At 74.7% G+C, this 18,504-nt stretch carries 19 protein-coding genes; 6 read left to right on the plus strand and 13 right to left on the minus strand.

What is annotated here, in order from left to right; genetic code table 11:
- The first annotated feature begins 145 nt into the window (after positions 1 to 145).
- The gene (locus tag SH587_RS14860) at positions 146 to 1,453 is read left to right on the plus strand and encodes a sensor histidine kinase (protein ID WP_320671416.1); all 1,308 of its coding nucleotides are present in this window, start codon (positions 146 to 148) and stop codon (positions 1,451 to 1,453) included.
- 13 nt (positions 1,454 to 1,466) lie between these two features.
- A complete protein-coding gene (locus tag SH587_RS14865) occupies positions 1,467 to 2,126 on the plus strand; it encodes a response regulator (RefSeq protein WP_320671417.1) in 660 nt (219 codons plus the stop codon).
- 3 nt (positions 2,127 to 2,129) lie between these two features.
- Here SH587_RS14865 and proB read toward each other — a convergent pair whose 3' ends face one another.
- The 3 genes from proB to SH587_RS14880 form a co-directional block, all read right to left on the minus strand.
- Positions 2,130 to 3,224 (minus strand): glutamate 5-kinase, encoded by a 1,095-nt coding sequence (proB, locus tag SH587_RS14870; RefSeq protein ID WP_320671418.1) that lies wholly within the window; start codon positions 3,222 to 3,224, stop codon positions 2,130 to 2,132.
- 74 nt (positions 3,225 to 3,298) lie between these two features.
- Positions 3,299 to 3,781, minus strand: coding sequence for an anthrone oxygenase family protein (locus tag SH587_RS14875; protein ID WP_320671419.1), 483 nt, complete (start codon positions 3,779 to 3,781; stop codon positions 3,299 to 3,301).
- A complete protein-coding gene (locus SH587_RS14880; protein WP_320671420.1) occupies positions 3,781 to 4,656 on the minus strand; it encodes an NmrA family NAD(P)-binding protein in 876 nt (291 codons plus the stop codon). Before SH587_RS14880 ends, SH587_RS14875 begins: the two co-directional genes overlap by 1 nt.
- Before the next feature lie 81 nt (positions 4,657 to 4,737).
- Here SH587_RS14880 and SH587_RS14885 point away from each other — a divergent pair, with 81 nt between their 5' ends.
- Entirely contained in the window at positions 4,738 to 5,697 is a 960-nt protein-coding gene (locus tag SH587_RS14885; RefSeq protein ID WP_320671421.1) for an AraC family transcriptional regulator, read from the plus strand.
- A 169-nt stretch (positions 5,698 to 5,866) separates the two neighbouring features.
- Here the strand turns inward: SH587_RS14885 and SH587_RS14890 are convergent, their stop codons facing one another.
- From SH587_RS14890 to SH587_RS14905, 4 genes are all read right to left on the minus strand, one after another.
- The gene (locus SH587_RS14890) at positions 5,867 to 6,814 is read right to left on the minus strand and encodes a glycine betaine ABC transporter substrate-binding protein (protein ID WP_320671422.1); all 948 of its coding nucleotides are present in this window, start codon (positions 6,812 to 6,814) and stop codon (positions 5,867 to 5,869) included.
- Positions 6,811 to 7,602 carry an ABC transporter permease gene (locus SH587_RS14895; RefSeq protein WP_320671423.1) on the minus strand — a complete coding sequence of 264 codons (792 nt, stop codon included), beginning with the start codon at positions 7,600 to 7,602 and terminating at the stop codon, positions 6,811 to 6,813. The genes SH587_RS14890 and SH587_RS14895 overlap by 4 nt, the downstream gene beginning before the upstream one ends.
- Positions 7,599 to 8,825 carry an ABC transporter ATP-binding protein gene (locus tag SH587_RS14900; RefSeq protein WP_445974775.1) on the minus strand — a complete coding sequence of 409 codons (1,227 nt, stop codon included), beginning with the start codon at positions 8,823 to 8,825 and terminating at the stop codon, positions 7,599 to 7,601. Before SH587_RS14900 ends, SH587_RS14895 begins: the two co-directional genes overlap by 4 nt.
- Positions 8,826 to 8,895: 70 nt before the next feature.
- A complete protein-coding gene (locus SH587_RS14905; RefSeq protein ID WP_320671425.1) occupies positions 8,896 to 9,576 on the minus strand; it encodes an ABC transporter permease in 681 nt (226 codons plus the stop codon).
- Positions 9,577 to 9,686: 110 nt separating this feature from the next.
- Here SH587_RS14905 and SH587_RS14910 point away from each other — a divergent pair, with 110 nt between their 5' ends.
- Complete coding sequence (locus SH587_RS14910) at positions 9,687 to 10,538, plus strand: IclR family transcriptional regulator (protein ID WP_320671426.1); 852 nt, start codon at positions 9,687 to 9,689, stop codon at positions 10,536 to 10,538.
- Between the two features lie 21 nt (positions 10,539 to 10,559).
- Here the strand turns inward: SH587_RS14910 and obgE are convergent, their stop codons facing one another.
- Positions 10,560 to 11,936: a GTPase ObgE gene (gene obgE / locus SH587_RS14915; protein WP_320671427.1), complete on the minus strand. Its 1,377-nt coding sequence runs from the start codon at positions 11,934 to 11,936 to the stop codon at positions 10,560 to 10,562.
- A 245-nt stretch (positions 11,937 to 12,181) separates the two neighbouring features.
- Positions 12,182 to 13,165: a type IV toxin-antitoxin system AbiEi family antitoxin domain-containing protein gene (locus tag SH587_RS14920; protein ID WP_320671428.1), complete on the minus strand. Its 984-nt coding sequence runs from the start codon at positions 13,163 to 13,165 to the stop codon at positions 12,182 to 12,184.
- 290 nt (positions 13,166 to 13,455) lie between these two features.
- Between SH587_RS14920 and SH587_RS14925 the strand changes: the two genes are divergently transcribed.
- Positions 13,456 to 14,151 (plus strand): SDR family oxidoreductase, encoded by a 696-nt coding sequence (locus tag SH587_RS14925; RefSeq protein ID WP_320671429.1) that lies wholly within the window; start codon positions 13,456 to 13,458, stop codon positions 14,149 to 14,151.
- Here the strand turns inward: SH587_RS14925 and SH587_RS14930 are convergent.
- Positions 14,148 to 14,540, minus strand: coding sequence for a hypothetical protein (locus SH587_RS14930; protein WP_320671430.1), 393 nt, complete (start codon positions 14,538 to 14,540; stop codon positions 14,148 to 14,150). The two genes, SH587_RS14925 and SH587_RS14930, sit on opposite strands and share 4 nt — an antisense overlap.
- 61 nt (positions 14,541 to 14,601) lie before the next feature.
- On the opposite strand from SH587_RS14930, the gene SH587_RS14935 reads away from it, so the two are divergent.
- On the plus strand, positions 14,602 to 15,552 hold the full coding sequence (locus SH587_RS14935; RefSeq protein ID WP_320671431.1) for a hypothetical protein: 951 nt from the start codon (positions 14,602 to 14,604) through the stop codon (positions 15,550 to 15,552).
- An 83-nt stretch (positions 15,553 to 15,635) separates the two neighbouring features.
- Here SH587_RS14935 and rpmA read toward each other — a convergent pair whose 3' ends face one another.
- Genes rpmA through SH587_RS14950 form a run of 3 tightly spaced genes read right to left on the minus strand, consistent with a single transcriptional unit; the run spans position 15,636 to position 18,489 of the window.
- Positions 15,636 to 15,914 (minus strand): 50S ribosomal protein L27, encoded by a 279-nt coding sequence (gene rpmA / locus SH587_RS14940; protein WP_320671432.1) that lies wholly within the window; start codon positions 15,912 to 15,914, stop codon positions 15,636 to 15,638.
- A gap of 23 nt (positions 15,915 to 15,937) precedes the next feature.
- On the minus strand, positions 15,938 to 16,243 hold the full coding sequence (gene rplU / locus SH587_RS14945; protein ID WP_320671494.1) for a 50S ribosomal protein L21: 306 nt from the start codon (positions 16,241 to 16,243) through the stop codon (positions 15,938 to 15,940).
- A gap of 11 nt (positions 16,244 to 16,254) precedes the next feature.
- Entirely contained in the window at positions 16,255 to 18,489 is a 2,235-nt protein-coding gene (locus SH587_RS14950; protein WP_320671433.1) for an Rne/Rng family ribonuclease, read from the minus strand.
- Positions 18,490 to 18,504: the final 15 nt, after the last annotated feature.

An 18,504-nucleotide genomic window follows, 5' to 3' on the forward strand; every position in this document is an offset into this window, starting at 1 on the left:
GCCACATCGGCCGGCGGTCGGTTCGTCGCCCCCACCTTGGTCGGCGGTGGTCCGCCGAGCGGCCGTCGGCCCCCGACCTCGGTCGCGGTGGGGATCGACCTTCGTCGCTGGCCGCCCGTCCGCGGTCGCCGTACCCTGGGACACGATGGCGATCCCCGTCCCCGCGCCCGCGTCGGCGCCCGACGGCAGCGCGCCCCCGGTGGGGGCGGGCGATCCCGTGCCGCTGGCGATCGCGATCGCCGAGCGCGACCTGCTGCCGCCGGGGACGCCGATCAAGCGCCGCACGCGCGACTGGATCATCGACTCGCTCTGCTTCCTGCTGGCGATCCTGTTCGGGGTCCTGACCTACGCCGACGCCTTCCCCGACGGCGTCGCCACCGACGCCCTCGCCGCGGTCGACCTGGTGGTCGGCGTGGCCGCCTGCCTGTCGGTCTGGCTGCGCCGCCGCTGGCCGGTCCAGCTGGCGGTCGTGCTGGGGATCGTCAGCAGCTTCGTCTCGCTCTCGACGGGAGCGGCGGCGGTGGCCGTCTTCACGGTCGTCCTCCACCGCACGCCGCGGGTGGCGATGCCGGTGGTGGCGCTGAACCTCGCCTCCGCCTGCGTCTACATGGTCGTCCACCCCGACGACGACATGGCGCTGGTCTGGCAGTTCGCGCTGACCGGCGTGATCGTGGCGGCGATCGTCGGCTGGGCGATGGCCGTCCGGGCCCGCCGCCAGCTGATCCTCTCGCTGCGCGACCGCGCGCTGCGGGCCGAGAGCGAGCAGCAGCTGCAGGTGACCCAGGCCCGCGACCACGAGCGGGCCCGGATCGCGCGCGAGATGCACGACGTGCTCGCGCACCGGATCTCGCTGCTGAGCATGCACGCCGGGGCGCTCGAGTTCCGGCCCGACGCGACGCCGGAGGAGGTCGCCCGCGCCGCCGGCGTGATCCGCTCCAGCGCCCACCAGGCGCTCGAGGACCTGCGCGAGGTGATCGGCGTGCTGCGCGGCAGCGACGAGGCCGGCGCCCGCGAGGCGACCTCGACCACCCGCCCCCAGCCGACGCTCGACGACGTGCCGGCGCTGCTGGCCGAGTCGCGCGCGGCCGGGATGCGGATCCGCGAGCGGATCGAGGTCGCCGACGGCCCGCCGCCGGCGAGCGTGGGCCGCAACGCCTACCGGGTGGTCCAGGAGGGGCTGACGAACGCCCGCAAGCACGCGGCCGGTGCGGTCGTCGAGGTCACGGTCTCCGGCTCGCCGGCGGCCGGGCTGACGATCGAGATCCGCAACCCGACCCCGGTCGGCGTGCTGGCCCCCACGGGCGGCGCCGGGGCCGCGGGCGGGCTGCCGGGATCGGGGACCGGGATCATCGGCCTGGCTGAGCGGGCGACGCTCGCCGGCGGCCGGCTCGACCACGGCCCGACCGCCGACGGCGGCTTCCGTCTGCGAGCCTGGTTCCCGTGGCCGCACTGATCCCGAGGCACCCGTGAGCAGCCCGATCCGGGTCCTGCTCGTCGACGACGACCCGCTGGTCCGCTCGGCGCTGGCGATGATGCTCGCCGGGGCCGACGGCGTGCGGGTGGTGGCCGAGGTCGGCGACGGCGCCGAGGTGCCGTCGGCGGTCGACGCCCACCGGCCCGACGTCGTGCTGATGGACATCCGGATGCCGAAGGTCGACGGCCTGACCGCGACCGAGCGGCTGCGGGCCCGTCCCGGCGCCCCCGAGGTGATCGTGCTGACGACCTTCGACGCCGACGACCAGGTGGTGCGGGCGCTGCGGGTCGGCGCAGGCGGGTTCCTGCTCAAGGACACCCCGCCGGCCGAGATCGTGCGCGCGATCCAGCTGGTGGCGGCGGGCGAGGCGATGCTCTCCCCCACCGTCACCCGCAAGCTGATCGCCCACGTCGCCGACCCCGAGGCCGACGACCGCCGCGAGCGGGCGAAGACGCTGCTGGCCGAGCTGACCCAGCGCGAGCTGGAGGTCGCGGTCGCGCTCGGCCAGGGCAAGTCGAACGCGGAGATCGGCGCCGAGCTCTACATGAGCGTCGCGACCGTCAAGGCCCACGTCTCGAAGGTGCTGCAGAAGCTCGACCTGAGCAACCGGGTCCAGGTCGCGCTGCTGGCCCACGACGCCGGCCTGACCTGAGCGTCAGACCAGCACCAGGCGGTCGCGGTGGACCGCCTCCTCGGGCGCGCCGGGCAGCGTCGCGCGGACGTGCTCGGTCCGCTGGCCCATCACCCGCCGCAGGGCCCCGGCCGGGTAGCCGCTGATCCCCTTGCCGACCAGCTCGTCACCGCAGCGGATGTCGACCGCGTCGCCGGCCCGGAAGTCGCCCGAGACGCCGATCACCCCGACCGGCAGCAGCGAGGTGCCGCCGCCGGTCAGCGCCCGCACGGCGCCGCGGTCGACCTCGATCGCGCCGCGGGCCGGCTTGGCGTAGCGCAGCCAGAGCTTGAAGCTCGACCAGCGGGCCTCGCCGGCGGCGAAGGCGGTGCCCTCGCGCTCGCCGGCCAGGACGCGGGCGATCGCCTCCGGCCGCAGCCCGTTGGCGACCACGGTCGGGATCCCGGCGGCGGCGGCCATCTCGGCGGCCAGCGCCTTGCTCCGCATCCCGCCGGTCCCCAGCGACGAGGTGGTGCTGCCGACGTCGTGGGTGGCGAGCGCCTGCTCGACGTCGGTCACCTCGGCCACCAGCTCGGCGGTCGGGTCGCGGCGCGGGTCGGCGGTGAAGAGGCCGTCGGTCGAGGTCAGCAGCACCAGCCGGTCGGCGTTCAGCAGCATCGCCACCTGCGCGGCCAGCAGGTCGTTGTCGCCGAAGCTGATCTCGTCGGTGGTGGTGGTGTCGTTCTCGTTGATCACCGGCACCGCGCCGAACTCGACCAGCCGCAGCAGCGTCCGGCGGGCGTTGACGAAGGCCTCGCGCTCGCCCAGGTCGTGGAGGGTCAGCAGCACCTGGGCGGCGAGCAGGCCCTCGCCGTCGAGCAGGTCGTCCCAGGCCCGGAAGAGCCGCCCCTGGCCGACCGCGCTGGCCGCCTGGAGGGCGTCGATCGCCGTCGGCCGGCTGGCCAGCCGCAGCACCTGGACCCCGCGGGCGATCGCGCCGCTGGAGACGAGCACGAACCGCTCGCCCTCGGCGTGACGGGCGGCGAGCGTGGCGCAGAGCGCGGCCAGCCCGTCGCGCCGCAGCGCCCCGCCGTCGTCGGCGACGACGCTCGACCCGAGCTTGACGACGGTCAGCGACATCCGGCCGCCCAGGGTAGTGCGCGCCCGCCCGCGGCGGGGCCTGGCCGACGGGCCGGCCGGGGGTTCGAGCCGCCTCAGTCGGCGGTCAGCGCGACCGCCAGCAGCACGCAGGCCAGGATCGCCAGCCCGCCGCGGACGTGGTTGCCGAGCGTCCACTCGTGGACGTAGGTCGACCAGTGGGCGGCCGCGCCGGCGCTCTCCGGATCGAGCCGGTCGAGCGCGTCGTTGCGGGGGATGTGGAAGGCCGGGGTGATCACGAACGAGGCCAGGTAGGCGACCCCGCCGCCCAGCCGCCAGGCCGCCCCGCCGGCCGACCAGTCGGTCAGCGCGACGACGACCAGCGCCAGGCCCAGCAGCAGGGTCACCGTCATCAGCGCGCCGAGGCCGGTGCTCGGCGCGTGGACGTTGATCGCCTGCATCGCCCGGATGCCCTGGGCCGACGGCAGGTCGCGGAGGCCGCGCATGACGAAGGTCGAGAAGGCGAAGAAGACGCCGCCGACGACCCCCGACCCGACGAGGGTCGCGATCGTCAGCCCGCGGACGGTGCCGTCGCCCATCAGGCCACCCGCTCGCGGTCGTCGGCGGCCGGGAGGGTCCAGGCACCGCTCGCCGCGGCGTCGCGGGCGTAGTCCCGGAAGTCGCGCGCGGGGCGGCCGAGCGCCTGCCGGACCCCGTCGACGACCTGCGCGTTGCGGCCGTCGAGGACCTCGGCGAAGAGGTGGATCAGCATCCCGATCACCTCCTCGGGCACCCCCTGCGCGCGCAGCGCGGCGGTGAAGTCCTCGGCGGTCACCGACCGGAACCGCACCTCGCGGCCGGTCGCCGCCGTCAGCTCGGCGGCGACGTCGGCGAAGGTCAGCAGCCGCGGGCCGGTCAGCTCGTAGAGGCGGCCGTCGTGGCCGGGCTCGATCAGCGCCGCGACCGCCACGTCGGCGATGTCGTCGACGTCGACGAACGGCTCGGGCACGTCGCGGGCCGGCAGCACGATCTCGCCGTCGAGCACCGACTGGGCCAGGAAGTCCTCGCTGAAGTTCTGGGCGAACCAGCTGCAGCGGACGACGGTGGTGGCCAGGCCGGAGCGCCGGACCACCTGCTCGCAGCGCTCGGCCTCGGGCTCGCCGCGGCCGGAGAGCAGCACGATCCGGTCGACGCCGGCGGCGACCGCCCGCGCGACGAAGCGCTCGATCAGCGCGCTCGTGCCCGGGATCGCCAGGTCGGGCTGGAAGCTCAGGTAGACCGCGCCGACGCCGGCGAGGGCGGCGTCCCAGCCGCGCGGGTCGTCCCAGTCGAAGGGCGGGGCGCCGCGGCGGGAGCCGATCCGGGCGGGGACGCCGCGGGCGGTCAGCCGGGCGGCGACCCGGCGGCCGGTCTTGCCGGTGCCGCCGAGGACGAGCACCGGGGCCGAGGAGGAGGGCTGCGTGGTGGAGGTCATGGAGGGCAGTCAACCGCGATCTCCTGCGAGCTTCCATGGCTGAAGTGCGCTGATCCATACGCGATCGTCTAGAGTGGCCCCATGGACACCGTCGCCGGGCTGCTGGAGGGGCCGCGGGCGCGCGGGGCCTTCCTGCTCCGCTCGCTGCTCGACCCGCCGTGGTCGCTGCGGATCGAGGACCAGGCGCCGCTGACCGTCGTCGCCGTCGTCGAGGGCGGGGCCTGGATCCTGCCCGCCGGGCCCGACGCGGCCTGGACGGCGATCGGTCCCGGCGATGTCGCGCTCGTCCGCGGCCCCGAGCCCTACCTGGTCGCCGACGACCCCTCGACCCCGCCGCAGGTGGTGATCCACCCCGGCCAGCGCTGCACCACCCTCGACGGCGAGGACCTGGCGCTGGCGATGCGGCTCGGCGTCCGCAGCTGGGGCAACGCGGCCGACGCCGGCACGGTGATGCTGACCGGCACCTACCAGCAGCCGGGCGAGGTCAGCGGTCGGCTGGTCGCCGCGCTGCCGCCGCTGGCCGTCGTGCGGGCGAGCGAGTGGCGGTCGCCGCTGGTGGCGCTGCTGCGCGACGAGATCGTCCGCGACGGCGAGGGCCAGGGAGCGGTCCTCGACCGGCTGCTCGACCTGCTGCTGGTGGCCGTCCTGCGCGAGTGGTTCGCCCGCCCCGAGGCCGAGGCGCCCGGCTGGTACCGGGCCCAGGCCGACCCGGTCGTCGGCCCGGCGCTGCGGCTGCTGCAGGCCGATCCGGCCCGCGCCTGGACGGTCGAGGCGCTCGCCCACGAGGTCGGGATGTCGCGCGCGGGGCTCGCCCGCCGCTTCAGCGAGACGGTCGGCGAGGCGCCGATGGCCTTCCTCACCGGCTGGCGGCTGGCGCTGGCCGCCGACCTGCTCTGCGAGCCGGGCAGCACGATCGCCAGCGTCGCCGAGCGGGTCGGCTACGGCAGCCCGTTCGCGCTCAGCGCCGCCTTCAAGCGGGTCCGCGGGATCAGCCCCCAGGAGCACCGCGCGCGGGTCGCGGCGGCACCGATCGCGGTCTGATCGAGCCGCTCAGCCCGGATCCGCCGACGATCGGTTGAGCCTCGGCGTGGAGGACCAAGGCGGTGGTCGGGCCACAGGTGATGACGGTCGGTGACCATCAGATCCTGTGGCGTGGCCACCGTCGCCGGTCATCCGCGGCGAGGCGACCCGAGAATCGGCGGATCCAGGCTCAGTCGTCGATCAGCCGCTGGTCGACGAGCCAGTCGCGGGCGACCTTCTCCGGCAGCTCGCCCTCGTTGTCGACCTGGGCGTTCAGCCGCTGCATCGTCGCGTTGTCGAGCCGGTCGGCGATCGGCTTCATCAGCCGCCGCAGCACCGGCCAGCGGCGGAGGACGTCCTCGCGCACGTTGACGGCGGCGTTGTAGTTGGGGAAGAACCGCCGCGGGTCGCTCAGCGGCAGCAGGTCGAGGCTGGCGACCCGCGAGTCGGTGGTGAAGATCTCGCCGAAGCTGCAGCTGCCGTTGCCGGTCTGCGAGTAGATCAGGCCGGTGTCGAGCCGCCGCACGCGGTTGCGCGGGACCGAGAAGCCGTAGGCCTCCTGCACGCCCGGGAAGCCGTCGGGGCGGTTGGCGAACTCGGCCTCGACGCAGAAGGTCAGCTTCTGGCCCTCCGGCCGCCGCAGCAGCGCGGGCAGGTCGTCGAGCGAGCGGATCCCCAGCTCGCGGGCGCGCGAGCGCTTGATCGCGAAGGCGTAGGTGTTGTTGATCGTCGACGGGTCGATCCAGACGATCCCGTGCTGCTCGAGGTCCTCGGCCGCGACCGCGTCGAACTGCTTCTTCGGGTCGGCGATCGGCTTCGGCTTGCCGAGAAAGGTGATCCACGACGTGCCGGTGTACTCCCAGTAGAGGTCGATGTCGCCGTTGACCAGCGAGCGCCGGACCGCGTCGGTGCTGACCAGCCCGGTCTGGTCGTTGACCGCCGCGCCCTTCGCCCGCAGGTACTGGACGGTGATCTGCCCCAGCACCTGCTGCTCGGTGAAGTCCTTCGAGCCGACCGTCAGCTTGGCGCCCTTCAGCGGGCCCTCGCCGCCGCCGCTGTAGCCGACCCCGCAGCCGCTGGCCGCGACTGCCGCCAGCAGCGCGGCCGCCGTCGTCGCCGTCCGCCGCCGGGCGCTCACGAGCGCTCCTTCCGCAGGCCGCGCGGGCTCAGGTACTGCTCGGCGATCCCGGCCAGCCAGTCGATGAAGATCGCCAGGCTGGCGGCGAGCACCGCGCCGGTCACGATCACCGGCGTCGACTGGAACTTGATCCCGTCGTTGATCGGCGTGCCGAGCCCGCCGGCGTCGAAGAAGGTGGCCAGCGTCGCCGTGCCGACCAGCAGCACCAGCGCGGTCCGGATCCCGGCCAGCACGTAGGGCACGGCCAGCGGCAGCTCGACCCGCAGCAGCACCTGGCGGCGGGAGAACCCCTGCCCGCGGGCCGCGTCGAGCAGCCCCGGGTCGACCGCCCGCAGGCCCTCGATCGTGTTGCGGACGATCGGCAGCAGCGCGTAGACCACCAGCCCCAGCACCACGTAGACGAACTCGACGCCGAACAGCGACACGAAGATCACGATCAGGCCGATCGACGGCGCCGACTGACCGGCGTTGGCCAGCGCCAGCACCACCGGCGCCGCCCGCCGGAAGCGGCGGCGGGTGACCAGCACCCCGAGCGGCACGCCGACCGCCAGCACCACCACGGCCGAGATCCCGACCAGCTTGAGGTGCTCGCCGAAGAACCGCGCCAGCGAGCTGGCCGTCAGGTCGTCCTCGACCGCCGGGTAGATCTCCTGGCCCTGCATCCACAGGTAGAGGATCAGCAGCGCCAGGCCGATCCGCAGCGGCGTGCTGCCGTGGCGGCGCCAGAAGCGGGCGACGGCCGCCACGCCGCGGGCCGGGCTCGGCCGTCGGAGGGTCGCGCTGCTCACGCCGGCCCGTCCCCGTCGTCGCCGCCGACCACCTGCGGGGTCGCGACCTCGGGGATCTCGCCGGTGATCTCGGCCACGGTCGTGACCGCGGTCGCCTCGGGCCGGTCCGCGACCGGGCGGACGTGGGTCTCGCTCAGCGCCTCGATCACCTGGTCGAGCCGGACGACGCCGATGAACGCCCCGCGGTCGTCGACCGCCGGCACCACGCCGACGCCGGAGCTGAGCATCTCGTCCATCGCGTCGTGGAGCGTGGTGGTGGCGGTGACGACGCCCTTGACCGGCTGGCCCTCGAGGTCGGGGCGGGCCGGTCGGTCCTCGATCTCGTCGCGGTAGAGCCACCGCTGCGGCCGGTCCTGGCCGTCGACCAGCAGCGCGCAGTCCAGGTCCTGCTGCTCCAGCTCGCGCAGCACGCGGTCGTAGTCGCGGGGGTCGGCGAAGCGCGGGTACGGCCCCAGCTCGGTGTCCCCCACCCGCACCAGGTGCAGCCGCTTGACGGCGCTGCCGCCGCCGATGAACGAGCGCACGTAGCGGCTGGCGGGGTGGGCCAGGATCTCGTCGGGCGCGCCGAGCTGGGCGATCCGCGAGCGGTCGCGCAGGACCGCCACCCGGTCGCCGAGCTTCATCGCCTCGTCGATGTCGTGGGTGACGAAGACGATCGTCTTGCGGACCCGCCGCTGGATCTTCAGCAGCTCGCTCTGGAGCCGGTCGCGGGTGATCGGGTCGAGCGCGCCGAACGGCTCGTCCATCAGCAGCACGCCGGGGTCGCCGGCCAGCGCGCGGGCGACGCCGACCCGCTGCTGCTGGCCGCCGGACAGCTCGCGCGGGTAGCGACCGCCGAACTCGCGCTCGTCGAGGCCGACCAGCTCCAGCAGCTCGCTGGTCCGCTCGCGGATCCGGGCCTTCGGCCAGCGCAGCAGCCGCGGGACGGTCTCGACGTTCTGGCGGACGGTCATGTGCGGCAGCAGGCCGGCCTGCTGGACGACGTAGCCGATCGACCGCCGGAGGGTGTCCTCGTCGAGCGTGGCGGCGTCGCGGCCGCCGATCAGGATCTGGCCGCTGGTCGGGCGCACCAGGCGGTTGATCATCCGCATCGTCGTCGTCTTGCCGCAGCCGGACGGGCCGACGAAGACCATCACCTCGCCGGCGGCGATCTCGAGGTCGAACTCCTCGACCGCCGGCTGGGCCGCTCCCGGGTAGTGCTTCGTGACCCCGCGCAGCTCGATCGAGACGCAGCGGCCGTCGTGGGCGAGGACGTCCTCCTCCGGCGCGGCGGCGGTGGACGGAGCGGAGCGGTCAGGCACGGATCCCCCTGGAGATGGTGGCGCGGCCGAGCAGGGCCAGCAGCGCGTCGAGCACCAGCGCGATCAGCACGATCCCGACGGTGCCGACCAGCACCTGGCTGAAGGCGTTCTTGGTCTCGAGGTGCGCGAGGCCGAAGAAGATGAACTTGCCGAGACCGGGCCCGTTGACGTAGGCGGCGATCGCGGCGATCCCGACCACCAGCTGGGTAGCGGTCCGGAGCCCGGCCAGGATCACCGGCCAGGCGATCGGCAGCTCGACCCGCAGCAGCCGCTGGACGCCGCTCATCCCGATCCCGCGGGCGCTGTCGAGCACCACGCCGTCGATCTGCTGCAGACCGGTGACGGTGTTGCGCATGATCGGCAGCAGCGCGTAGAGGATCAGCGCCACCACCGTCGGCGTCGGGCCGAGGCCGAAGAAGACGACCAGGATCCCGAGCAGCGCGAACGACGGGAAGGTCAGGAAGAGGCTCGCGACGGTCAGCGCCGCCGACGAGAGCGCTCGTGATCGGTAGGTGGCCACGCCGAGGACGACGCCGATCGCCGTCGCGAGGGCGACCGAGAGCGCCACCACCCACAGGTGACCGAGGGCGAGCTGGCCGATCGAGTCGGCGTTGGCGCGCACGTAGTCGACGAACGACGAGGGGGACCACACGACCGCCGGGACGAGTACCACGTCTACGACACTAGCGATGTCGTTCAAGCGATGTCGGTTGCTTGAAAAGCAACACTTGGGTGCGGTACGCCATCTGACGCGCGGTCGCGGCGACCGTCAGACTGTTCGCCGTGGCCACCAGCGCTCCCGACCCGGACCCCCTGTCGACGCCGACCGCCGCCGGTCGGGCGCCGCGCGCGCTGCGGCTGACCCGCGACCTCGACCTGCTGCGGGGGCTGGCCTCCGACCCCTCCGACGAGGGGATCGGCGTCGTCCGGCTGGCGAACCTGATCGGGCGCGAGAAGAGCCAGGTCTCGCGCAGCCTGCGGGCGCTGGTCGAGGCCGGCCTGGTCGAGCGCGACCCCGCCAGCGGCCGCTTCCGGCTCGGGCTGGAGCTGTACGCGCTGGCCGCGGCGACCGCCCAGCGGCGGCTGCTGGCGGTCGCCCCCGAGGTCCTGCGCCACGTCGCCGCCGACCTCGACGAGACGGTCCACCTGTGCGCGCTCCACGGCACCGACGTGCTGACGCTGCGGTCGGAATCGCCGCCGGCGCGGGCGACCGCCTGGGGCGCCTGGGAGGGCGAGACCGCCCCCGCCCACGCGACCAGCGCCGGCCGCGTGCTGCTGGCCGGCCTCAGCCCCGCCGGCCTGCGCGAGCGCTACGGGCGGGCGGCGCTCGACGGGGCGCCGCGCAGCCGCGTCCACTCGCTGAGCGAGCTGGAGCAGGCGCTGGCCGACGTCCGCCTGCACGGGCGGGCGATCGTCCGCGAGGAGCACGAGGAGGGCGCGATCGGGATCTCGGCGCCGGTCCACGACTTCCGCGGCGAGTCGGTGGCGGCGATCAACGTCAGCGGCGCCCGGCGGACGCTCGAGCCGCGGGTCGACGAGGTGGTCGCGCGGGTGGTCGACGGCGCCGCGCGGCTGTCGCGGCTGCTCGGGGCGCGGACGACCAGCGACAACGCGGTCCCCCACCGCCCGACCTGAGCCGGGGCGGCGGGGCCGCGGTCAGCCCTCGGGGTCGAGCTCGAAGGCGACGCCGGCGATGTCGACCTCGTCGCCGCCCTCGAAGCCGGCCTCGCGGAGGGCGTCGATCACGCCCATCTTCCGCAGCCGCGACTCCAGGTACTCGAGCGCCTCCTCGTTCTCGAGGTCGTGGCGCTTCAGCAGCCGCTCGACGCCGGGGCCGCTGACGGCGAACCCGACCGGGGTGGTGGCGACCCGCCAGTCGCGGTCGGCGCTGGGGCGGTAGACGCGGTGCTCGGCCAGCGACTCGATCGTGGCGTCGAGGATCAGCGCGTCGTCGACCTGCCGCACGGGGACGGTCCGCAGCAGCAGCGCCCGCAGCTCGTCGAGCCCGATCGCGGTCGCGCTCGAGGTGACCAGGACCGGGACGTCGGCCGGCGCGTCGGGATCGAGCTCCCACTCCGGCAGCGGCCGGCCGTCGGCGTCGAGCCGCTCCCCGTCGGGGCCGCGGCGGCCGTTCAGCCGCTCGCTCCAGGCGGCGACGGCGGCGTCGGCGACCTCGGGGGCGACCAGGTCGGCCTTGCTCAGCACCAGCACCCGCGGCAGCGCGGCCAGCCGCTCGTCGTAGGCGGCGATCTCGGCCTCGATCGCGGCGTGGTTGGCGATCGGGTCGCTGCCGTCGAGCGGCTGCAGGTCGAGCACGTGGACCAGCAGCCGGCAGCGCTCGACGTGGGCCAGGAACTCGTGGCCCAGGCCCTTGCCCTCGCTGGCGCCCTCGATCAGGCCGGGGATGTCGGCCACCACCAGCTGCCGCTCCTCGCCCTGGATCGTGCCGAGGACCGGCTCGAGGGTGGTGAAGGGGTAGTCGGCGACCTTCGGCGCGGCGCGGGTGATCCGCGACAGCAGCGACGACTTGCCCGCGTTCGGCAGCCCGATCAGGCCGACGTCGGCCAGCAGCTTCAGCCGCAGCTCGATCCACCCCTCCTCCCCCTCCAGGCCGTGCTCGCGGAAGCGCGGGCTCTGGCGGGTCGGGGTGGCGAAGCGGGCGTTGCCGCGGCCGCCGGAGCCGCCGCGGGCGATCCGGACCCGCTGGCCGGGGACGATCAGGTCGTGGAGCGCGCCGTCGAGGCCGGTCACCTGGGTGCCCGGCGGGACCTTGATCACCAGGTCCTCGCCGTCGTGGCCCTTGCGCAACGCGCCCTCGCCGTGGCGGCCGCGGGGGGCCTTGAAGTGGACCCGGCGGCTGAACGACTGCAGGTCGCGCAGCGAGTCGTCGCAGACCACCTCGACGTTGGCGCCGCGGCCGCCGTCGCCGCCGTCCGGCCCGCCCTTCGGCACGTGCGCCTCGCGGCGGAACGACATGCAGCCGTCGCCGCCGTGGCCACCCTGGACGAAGATCCGCGCGCTGTCGGAGAGCACCCGTTGATGGTCGCAGGCGCGCCCCCGCCTCGCGTGGCGGGCGTCCGCGCGGAAGCCCCCGCCCGCCCGCCGACCACCAACCAGCCGACCTACCAACCAGCCGGCCCAGTCCGCCACCCCTCCGCCAGTCCGCCACCCCTCCGCCGCTCCAGGGGTTTGGCGCGTGGTGCCGGTTGGACGAGCCGGGCGTGCCACACCCCGTCGCGCGTCCGGGGGTGGGGCGCGTGGTGCCGGCGGCCGCCGGATCACCCGCCGGCGGCACCGGAGCGCCGCTCCCCGCCCGCGACGGCGAGGACGGTCGCGAGCACGGCGACCACCGTCTCGGGATGGTCGTGCAGGTCCTCCCACACGATCGGCACGACGCGGTACCCGGCGGCCTGCAGGCGCGCGAGCTTGCGCCGGTCGCGGCGGAAGGCGAAGCGGTCGCCGTGGAACGCGTAGCCGTCGAACTCGGCAACGACGCGCTGATCGCGCCAGACGACGTCGACCTCGAAGCCGGCGACGGTCGCGTTCGTCGCCGCCCGCGGCAGGCCGCTGCGCCGCAGCAGCTCGACCAGCAACCGCTCGGCGACCGAGCGATCGAATGCCGGACCGACGCACAGCACGCAGCCCAGCGTCCGCAGCCCCGGATGGCCGGGCGAGCGTGCCATCAGGCTCCGTGCCTCTCCCTCCGAGGTCAACCCGGCCCGGATCGCCTCGGCCAACGCCCGCTCGCTGAACGCAGCCGTCGTGCTGGCCGCCAGGTCGAGGACGGTGCGGGCCGCCGACGTCACCGGGATCGGCCCGATCCACCGCAGGTCGCGGGGATCGAGCGACCCGACGCGGTGCCGGCGGACGCCGGGCCGGACCCCCGGATTGCGCCCGATGACGGTCACGTCGACCTGCTCGTCGGCGCGCTCGCGGGTGCCGGCGGGGAGGATCGACCACAGTCGAGCCGCGGTCCCGTGGCTGACCAGGGCGTCGGGCGACACCGCGAGCACCGCCGCCATCGCCGTGCCCTCGGAGGACACGAGCCGGTGGCCGACCGCGTAGACGCCCCGGTGCAGCCGATGGAGCCGCCCGACGCGGGTACGGTGCTCGATGCCGGCCCGCGTGATGCCGCAGGCGAGCAGCTGCGGACGGCCGATCACGCCGTGCTGCTGCTCGGCGTACCACGCGACGCCCCGGTCGCCGGTCGCCGCGGCCGGCCGGCGCTCGTCGTCGACCCCCGCCCGGACGACCGGCACCACGCGCCGCACCTCGCTGCCCACGCGGGGCGTGGCGTCCTCGGCTCGTCTGGCGGGGCGGGTGCGCCACACCCGGCGCGCGGCGGGCCGCCGTGGCGTCTGGGGCTGGCTGGCGCGGGGCGACGTCCGGGGCTGGCCGGCGCGGGGGGTCGGTCGGAGCATGGCGGCAGGATGACCGCCGTTCGCGGCCGCGCTCGGACCGCGGCCGAACCGGCATCGGTCCGGCGCGAAGTCGTCGCAGGACGTCCCACCGCCGTCACGACCGCCGCCGGTCGGGCTGGGAGACTCGCGCCATGGCCGACGACCAGCGGGTCCTCTTCATCACCGGCGCGTCCTCGGGGATCGGGGCCGCCACCGCCAGCGCCGCCCTCGACGCCGGCTGGCGGGTGGCGCTCTGCGCTCGCTCGCCGGCCAAGCTCGAGCACCTGGCCCAGGAGCTCGGCGCCGGCGACCGGGTCCTGACCGCCCCCGCCGACGTCACCGTCTGGGAGGAGCTGGAGGCGGCCGTCGCGCACGTCTCGGCGCGCTTCGGGCGGATCGACGCCGTCTTCGCCAACGCCGGCTTCGGGGCCAAGCGCGGGTTCCTGGAGGAGACGCCCGAGCAGTGGCGCTCGATGGTCCTGACCAACGTCTACGGGGCCGCGCTGACGATCCGGGCGACGATGCCGACGATCGTCGCCGCCCGCGGCCACGTGCTGCTGACCGGCTCGGTCGCCGGCCGCCGGGCGCTGCCGGGCAGCCTCTACTCGGCGACCAAGTTCGCCGTCGGGGCGATGGCCGAGTCGCTGCGCCAGGAGCTGAACGGCAGCGGCGCCCGCGTGACCCTGATCGCTCCCGGGATGGTCGACACCTCGTTCTTCGACAGCGCCCCGGAGATCGAGGCGCTGCGGCCCGAGGACGTCGCCGGGGCCGTGCTCTGGGCGCTCGGCCAGCCGCCCCACGTCGACGTCAACGAGATCCTGCTGCGCCCGACGGCGCAGGACGGCTAGGCCCCGTTCGCCGCCTGCATCCCGCGGCTGGCGACCAGGCAGAGCGCGGCGGCGCTGCCGGCGACGACGCTGGTGCCCGCGACGCCGGCCCGCGGCAACGAGCGGGCGGCGGCGAGCGTCGCCGTCAGGTCGACGATGTCGGCGAAGGCGCTGGTGCGGGCCCAGCGGTAGCCGCGGTCGGGATCGCCGGCGGTGTGGATCTGGGCCATCCCGATCAGCGCGTCGCGGATCCCGAGGCCGCGGAGGGCGACCTGGGCGGCCGGCGTCGTGCCCGCCTCGCCCAGCCACGGTCGGGCGGCGCGGTCGGGCACGGCCAGCAGCGCCACCCCGACGGCGATCCGGCCGGCGCCGATCAGGCGCGAGAGGTTGGCGGGCGTCAGCGCGGGCATGCGCGCACCCTACGCGGCCGCGGAACGGCCCGCGCGTTCCCGCTACCGTTCGCGGAGGCCGATGACCGCGACGTGGTTCCTCCCCGACCTCTGGCAGGACTACGTCCAGGAGCCCGGGCGACAGGGCATCTTCCTGGTGCTGGCGGCGTTCCTCGGGTCGTTCGTCTTCATCCGCACCAGCGCGCGGATGGCCCGTAGCGAGCGGTTCCCCTGGTGGCCGGGCAGCGTGGTCACCGACAGCGGCGTCCACCTGCACCACCTGGTCTGGGGGATCGTGCTGATGATGGCCGGCGGCACGCTCGGCTTCGCCCTCAACGGCCAGCCGCCCTGGTTCGAGGTCAGCGCGGTGCTGTTCGGGATCGGCGTCGGGCTGACCTTCGACGAGTTCGCGCTCTGGGTCTACCTGCGCGACGTCTACTGGGCGCGCGAGGGCCGGACCTCGATCGACGCGGTCGCCGTCACCGCCGCCTTCATGGGCCTGGTCTTCCTCGGCGTCAACCCGTTGCAGTTCAGCGGCGACGACGTCACCAGCACCCTCTACTCGGCCGGCTACTCGCTGCTGGTGCTGACGATCAGCGGCATCTGCTTCGCCAAGTCGCGGTTCCTGCACGGCTTCGCGTCGTTCGTGCTGCCGCCGGTCGGGCTCTGGGCGGTCGTCCGCCTGGGGAAGCCGACCTCGCCCTGGGCCCGCTGGCGCTACGGCGACCGCGATCCGCGACGGCAGCAGCAGTCGCTCGAGCGCTTCGGCCCCCACCGCCGCACCGCCCGGATCGTCGAGTGGCTGCGCCAGGCGGTCGGCGGCGTCGCCCACCCGGGCCACGAGCCGGACGCGCTGCTCCAGCGCGAGGCCGACCTCTCCCGCGCCCGCGAGCGCGAGGCCGCCGCCTACCGCCGCGCCGCCGACGCCGTGCGGGCCCGGGCGGACGCCGAGGAGCAGTACCGCGCCGCCCTCGACGACCAGCACGGCGAGCCGGCCGACCCGCAGCTGCCGGCCTCCGGCGACCGCGGCTGACCCACCGCGCCCGGCCGCGCCGGCCCCGCAACGACGACGGCCCGCCGAAGCGGGCCGTCGAGACTGCAGATGCGGTGCGGGCGTCAGTCGGCGGCGACGGCCGGCTGCTCCGCCGGCTCCTCGACCGAGACGACGCGGCCGCGCCAGCCGCGGTTGAACGCGACGATGCCGGCGCTCTTGGCGAACAGCGTGTCGTCCTTGCCGATGCCGACGCCCTTGCCCGGCTTGAAGACCGTGCCGCGCTGGCGGACGATGATCTCGCCGCCGGTGACGACCTGGCCGGCGAACACCTTCACGCCCAGGCGCTGGGCGTTGGAGTCGCGGCCGTTGCGGGAGGAGCCGAGGCCCTTCTTGTGTGCCATGAGTCAGTTCTCCGGACGGTCGGTCAGGCCGAGATCGAGTCGATGCGGATCCGGGTCAGCGGCTGCCGGTGACCGGTGGTCCGCTTGTAGCCGCGCTTCGGCTTGAACTTGAAGATGCGGATCTTCGGGCCCTTGACGTGCTCGACGACGGTCGCGCCGACCTTGGCCGACTTGAGCGCATCGGCCCCGATCGCGACGCTGTCGCCCTTCACCAGCACGGGCTCGAGATCGACCGAGCCACCAGCCTCGACGTCGAGCTTCTCGACCAGGAGCTCCTGGCCCTGCTCGACGCGGTACTGCTTGCCACCGGTCTTGACGATTGCGTACATGCGGATGCGACTCACTCGGACGAGATGGTCTCTGCGGTCTCGTCGGCGGAGGGCGCGGACGCGCGCTTCGCCCGGGACGCAGCAGAGCGGCGCCCACCTCGGGTGCGGCGCCGGACAGCGGAGGATACGCCATCGGCGCCCTCCTTGCCCTCCCGGCCGCCCTCCGGGGCCTCGTCGGCCGCGGCCGGGGCCTCCGCCCCGGGCTCGGCGTCGGTCGCGCCGTCGGCCTCGGCGGCCCCGGCGTCGGCCTCCGCGACCGCACCGTCGGCCTCCGCGACCACCGGATCCGGCGCCGTGCCCGACGGCTCGTCGGCGGTCAGCTCGCCCTCGGAGCCGGAACCGGAGCCGTTCGCCCCGGCCTCGGCCGCCGCGCCCTCGGCGCCGCCCTCGCCCGACCCGCCGCGACCGCGACCGCGGCCGCCGCGACGCCGCCGGCGCCCGCTCCGCTCGCCGCCGCCCCCGGCGCCGTCGGCCTTCGGGTCCTCGACCGGCCCGACCAGCACCGCGTTGGCCGACGTCCGGCCCGCGCGCTCGATCCGGACCAGCTTCTTCTCGCCGACGAAGCGCCCGCCGCCCATCACCGAGACGACGTAGCCGCCGACCTTGGCGACCGCGTCGTCGACGTTGTACATGTGCGGCTCGACGATCTGGACCAGGACCTCCTCGCCCTCCTGGAACGGGATCGCCCGCTCCTGGACGTCCTCGATCGAGCCCTCCATCACGATCTCGAACTCGTCCAGCGGCAGCCGGTCCGAGCCCTCGAAGACGAAGTAGCGGCCGGTCGCCTGCTCGAGCGCGTGCAGCACCCGCGCGCCCTGGCCGGTGAACTCGGTGACGACGTCCGGGTGCATCCGGACCAGGAACGCTGCGGCCCGCTTCGGCGCCCGCGAGGCGTGCTCGCGCAGCTCGCGCTCGAACTCGATCGCCAGCGTCTCCTCGCTCTTGATCACGCCGTCGCCGTCGCAGGTCGGGCAGGCGCGGGTGATCACCTCGCGCGCGCCCTCGGTGACGTTCTGGCGCGTCATCTCGACCAGGCCGAGCTTCGAGATCTCGGCGGTGAAGGTCTTCGTCCGGTCCTCGGCCAGCTTGGCCCGCAGGACCTTCAGCACCTCGCGCTGGTTGCGCGCCTTCGCCATGTCGATGAAGTCGATGACGATGATGCCGCCGATGTCGCGCAGCCGCAGCTGGTTGACGACCTCCTCGGCCGCCTCCAGGTTGGTGCGCGTGATCGTGTCCTCCAGCCGGGCCTGCTTGCCCTTGCCGGTGAACGAGCCGGAGTTGACGTCGATGACCGTCAGCGCCTCGGCGTAGTCGATCATCAGGTAGCCGCCCGAGGGCAGGTCGACGCGGCGGCTGATCAGCCCGTCGATCACCGGCTCGACGTCGAACGACTCGAACAGCGGGTCGGACTCCTCCCACAGCTCGACCTTGTCGACCAGCTCGGGGGCGGTGCGGGTGAAGAACGACCGCAGCCGCTGGACCTGGCCCGGGTCGTCGACGATCGCGCGCTCGAACTCGGCGCTGAAGATGTCGCGGACGACGCGGACCGAGAGGTCGGCCTCCTGGAAGACCATGCACGGCCCGGCCAGGTCGACCGCCCGCTGCTCCAGCACCTCGTGGAGCTTGAAGAGGTAGGGCAGCTCGCGCTCGAAGTCCTCGCGGACGGCGCCGCGGGCGGCCGTGCGCACGATCGCGCCGCCGCCGTTCAGCTCCAGCCCCTTGACCTCCTTGCGGAGCCGGTTGCGCTCGGCGTCGTCGACCTTCTTCGAGACGCCGACGCCCTCGCCCTTGGGGGCGTAGACCAGGTAGCGGCCGGCGATGGTCAGGTCCATCGTCAGGCGCGCGCCCTTGGTCTTCAGGGGGTCCTTCGTGACCTGCACGACCAGCTCGTCGCCGGGCTTGATCAGGTCGGTGATCTTCGGGTGGTTGTCGCCGCCGTGGCCGCGGCGGGCGACCTTGACGCCCGGCAGCCGGATCTCGTCGACGTGGAGGAAGCCGTTCTTCTCCAGGCCGATGTCGACGAACGCCGCCTCGAGGCCGGGCAGCACGTTGTCGACCCGCCCCTTGTAGACGTTGCCGACGATCGAGCGGTTGGAACGGCGCTCGAAGTAGAGCTCGGCGACGCGGTAGCCCGAGTCGCTCTTCTTGGCGCGGCCGCCACGGCGACGTCCGCCGCCCTGCCCTCCGCCTGCTCCTTCGGTGGACTCCAGGAGCGCGACGCGGGTCTCACCGCGGTCCACGCTCACCAGGACCTGTTTCTT

Origin of the sequence: Patulibacter defluvii, from assembly GCF_034096925.1 — a bacterium.
Lineage (GTDB): Bacteria > Actinomycetota > Thermoleophilia > Solirubrobacterales > Solirubrobacteraceae > Patulibacter > Patulibacter defluvii.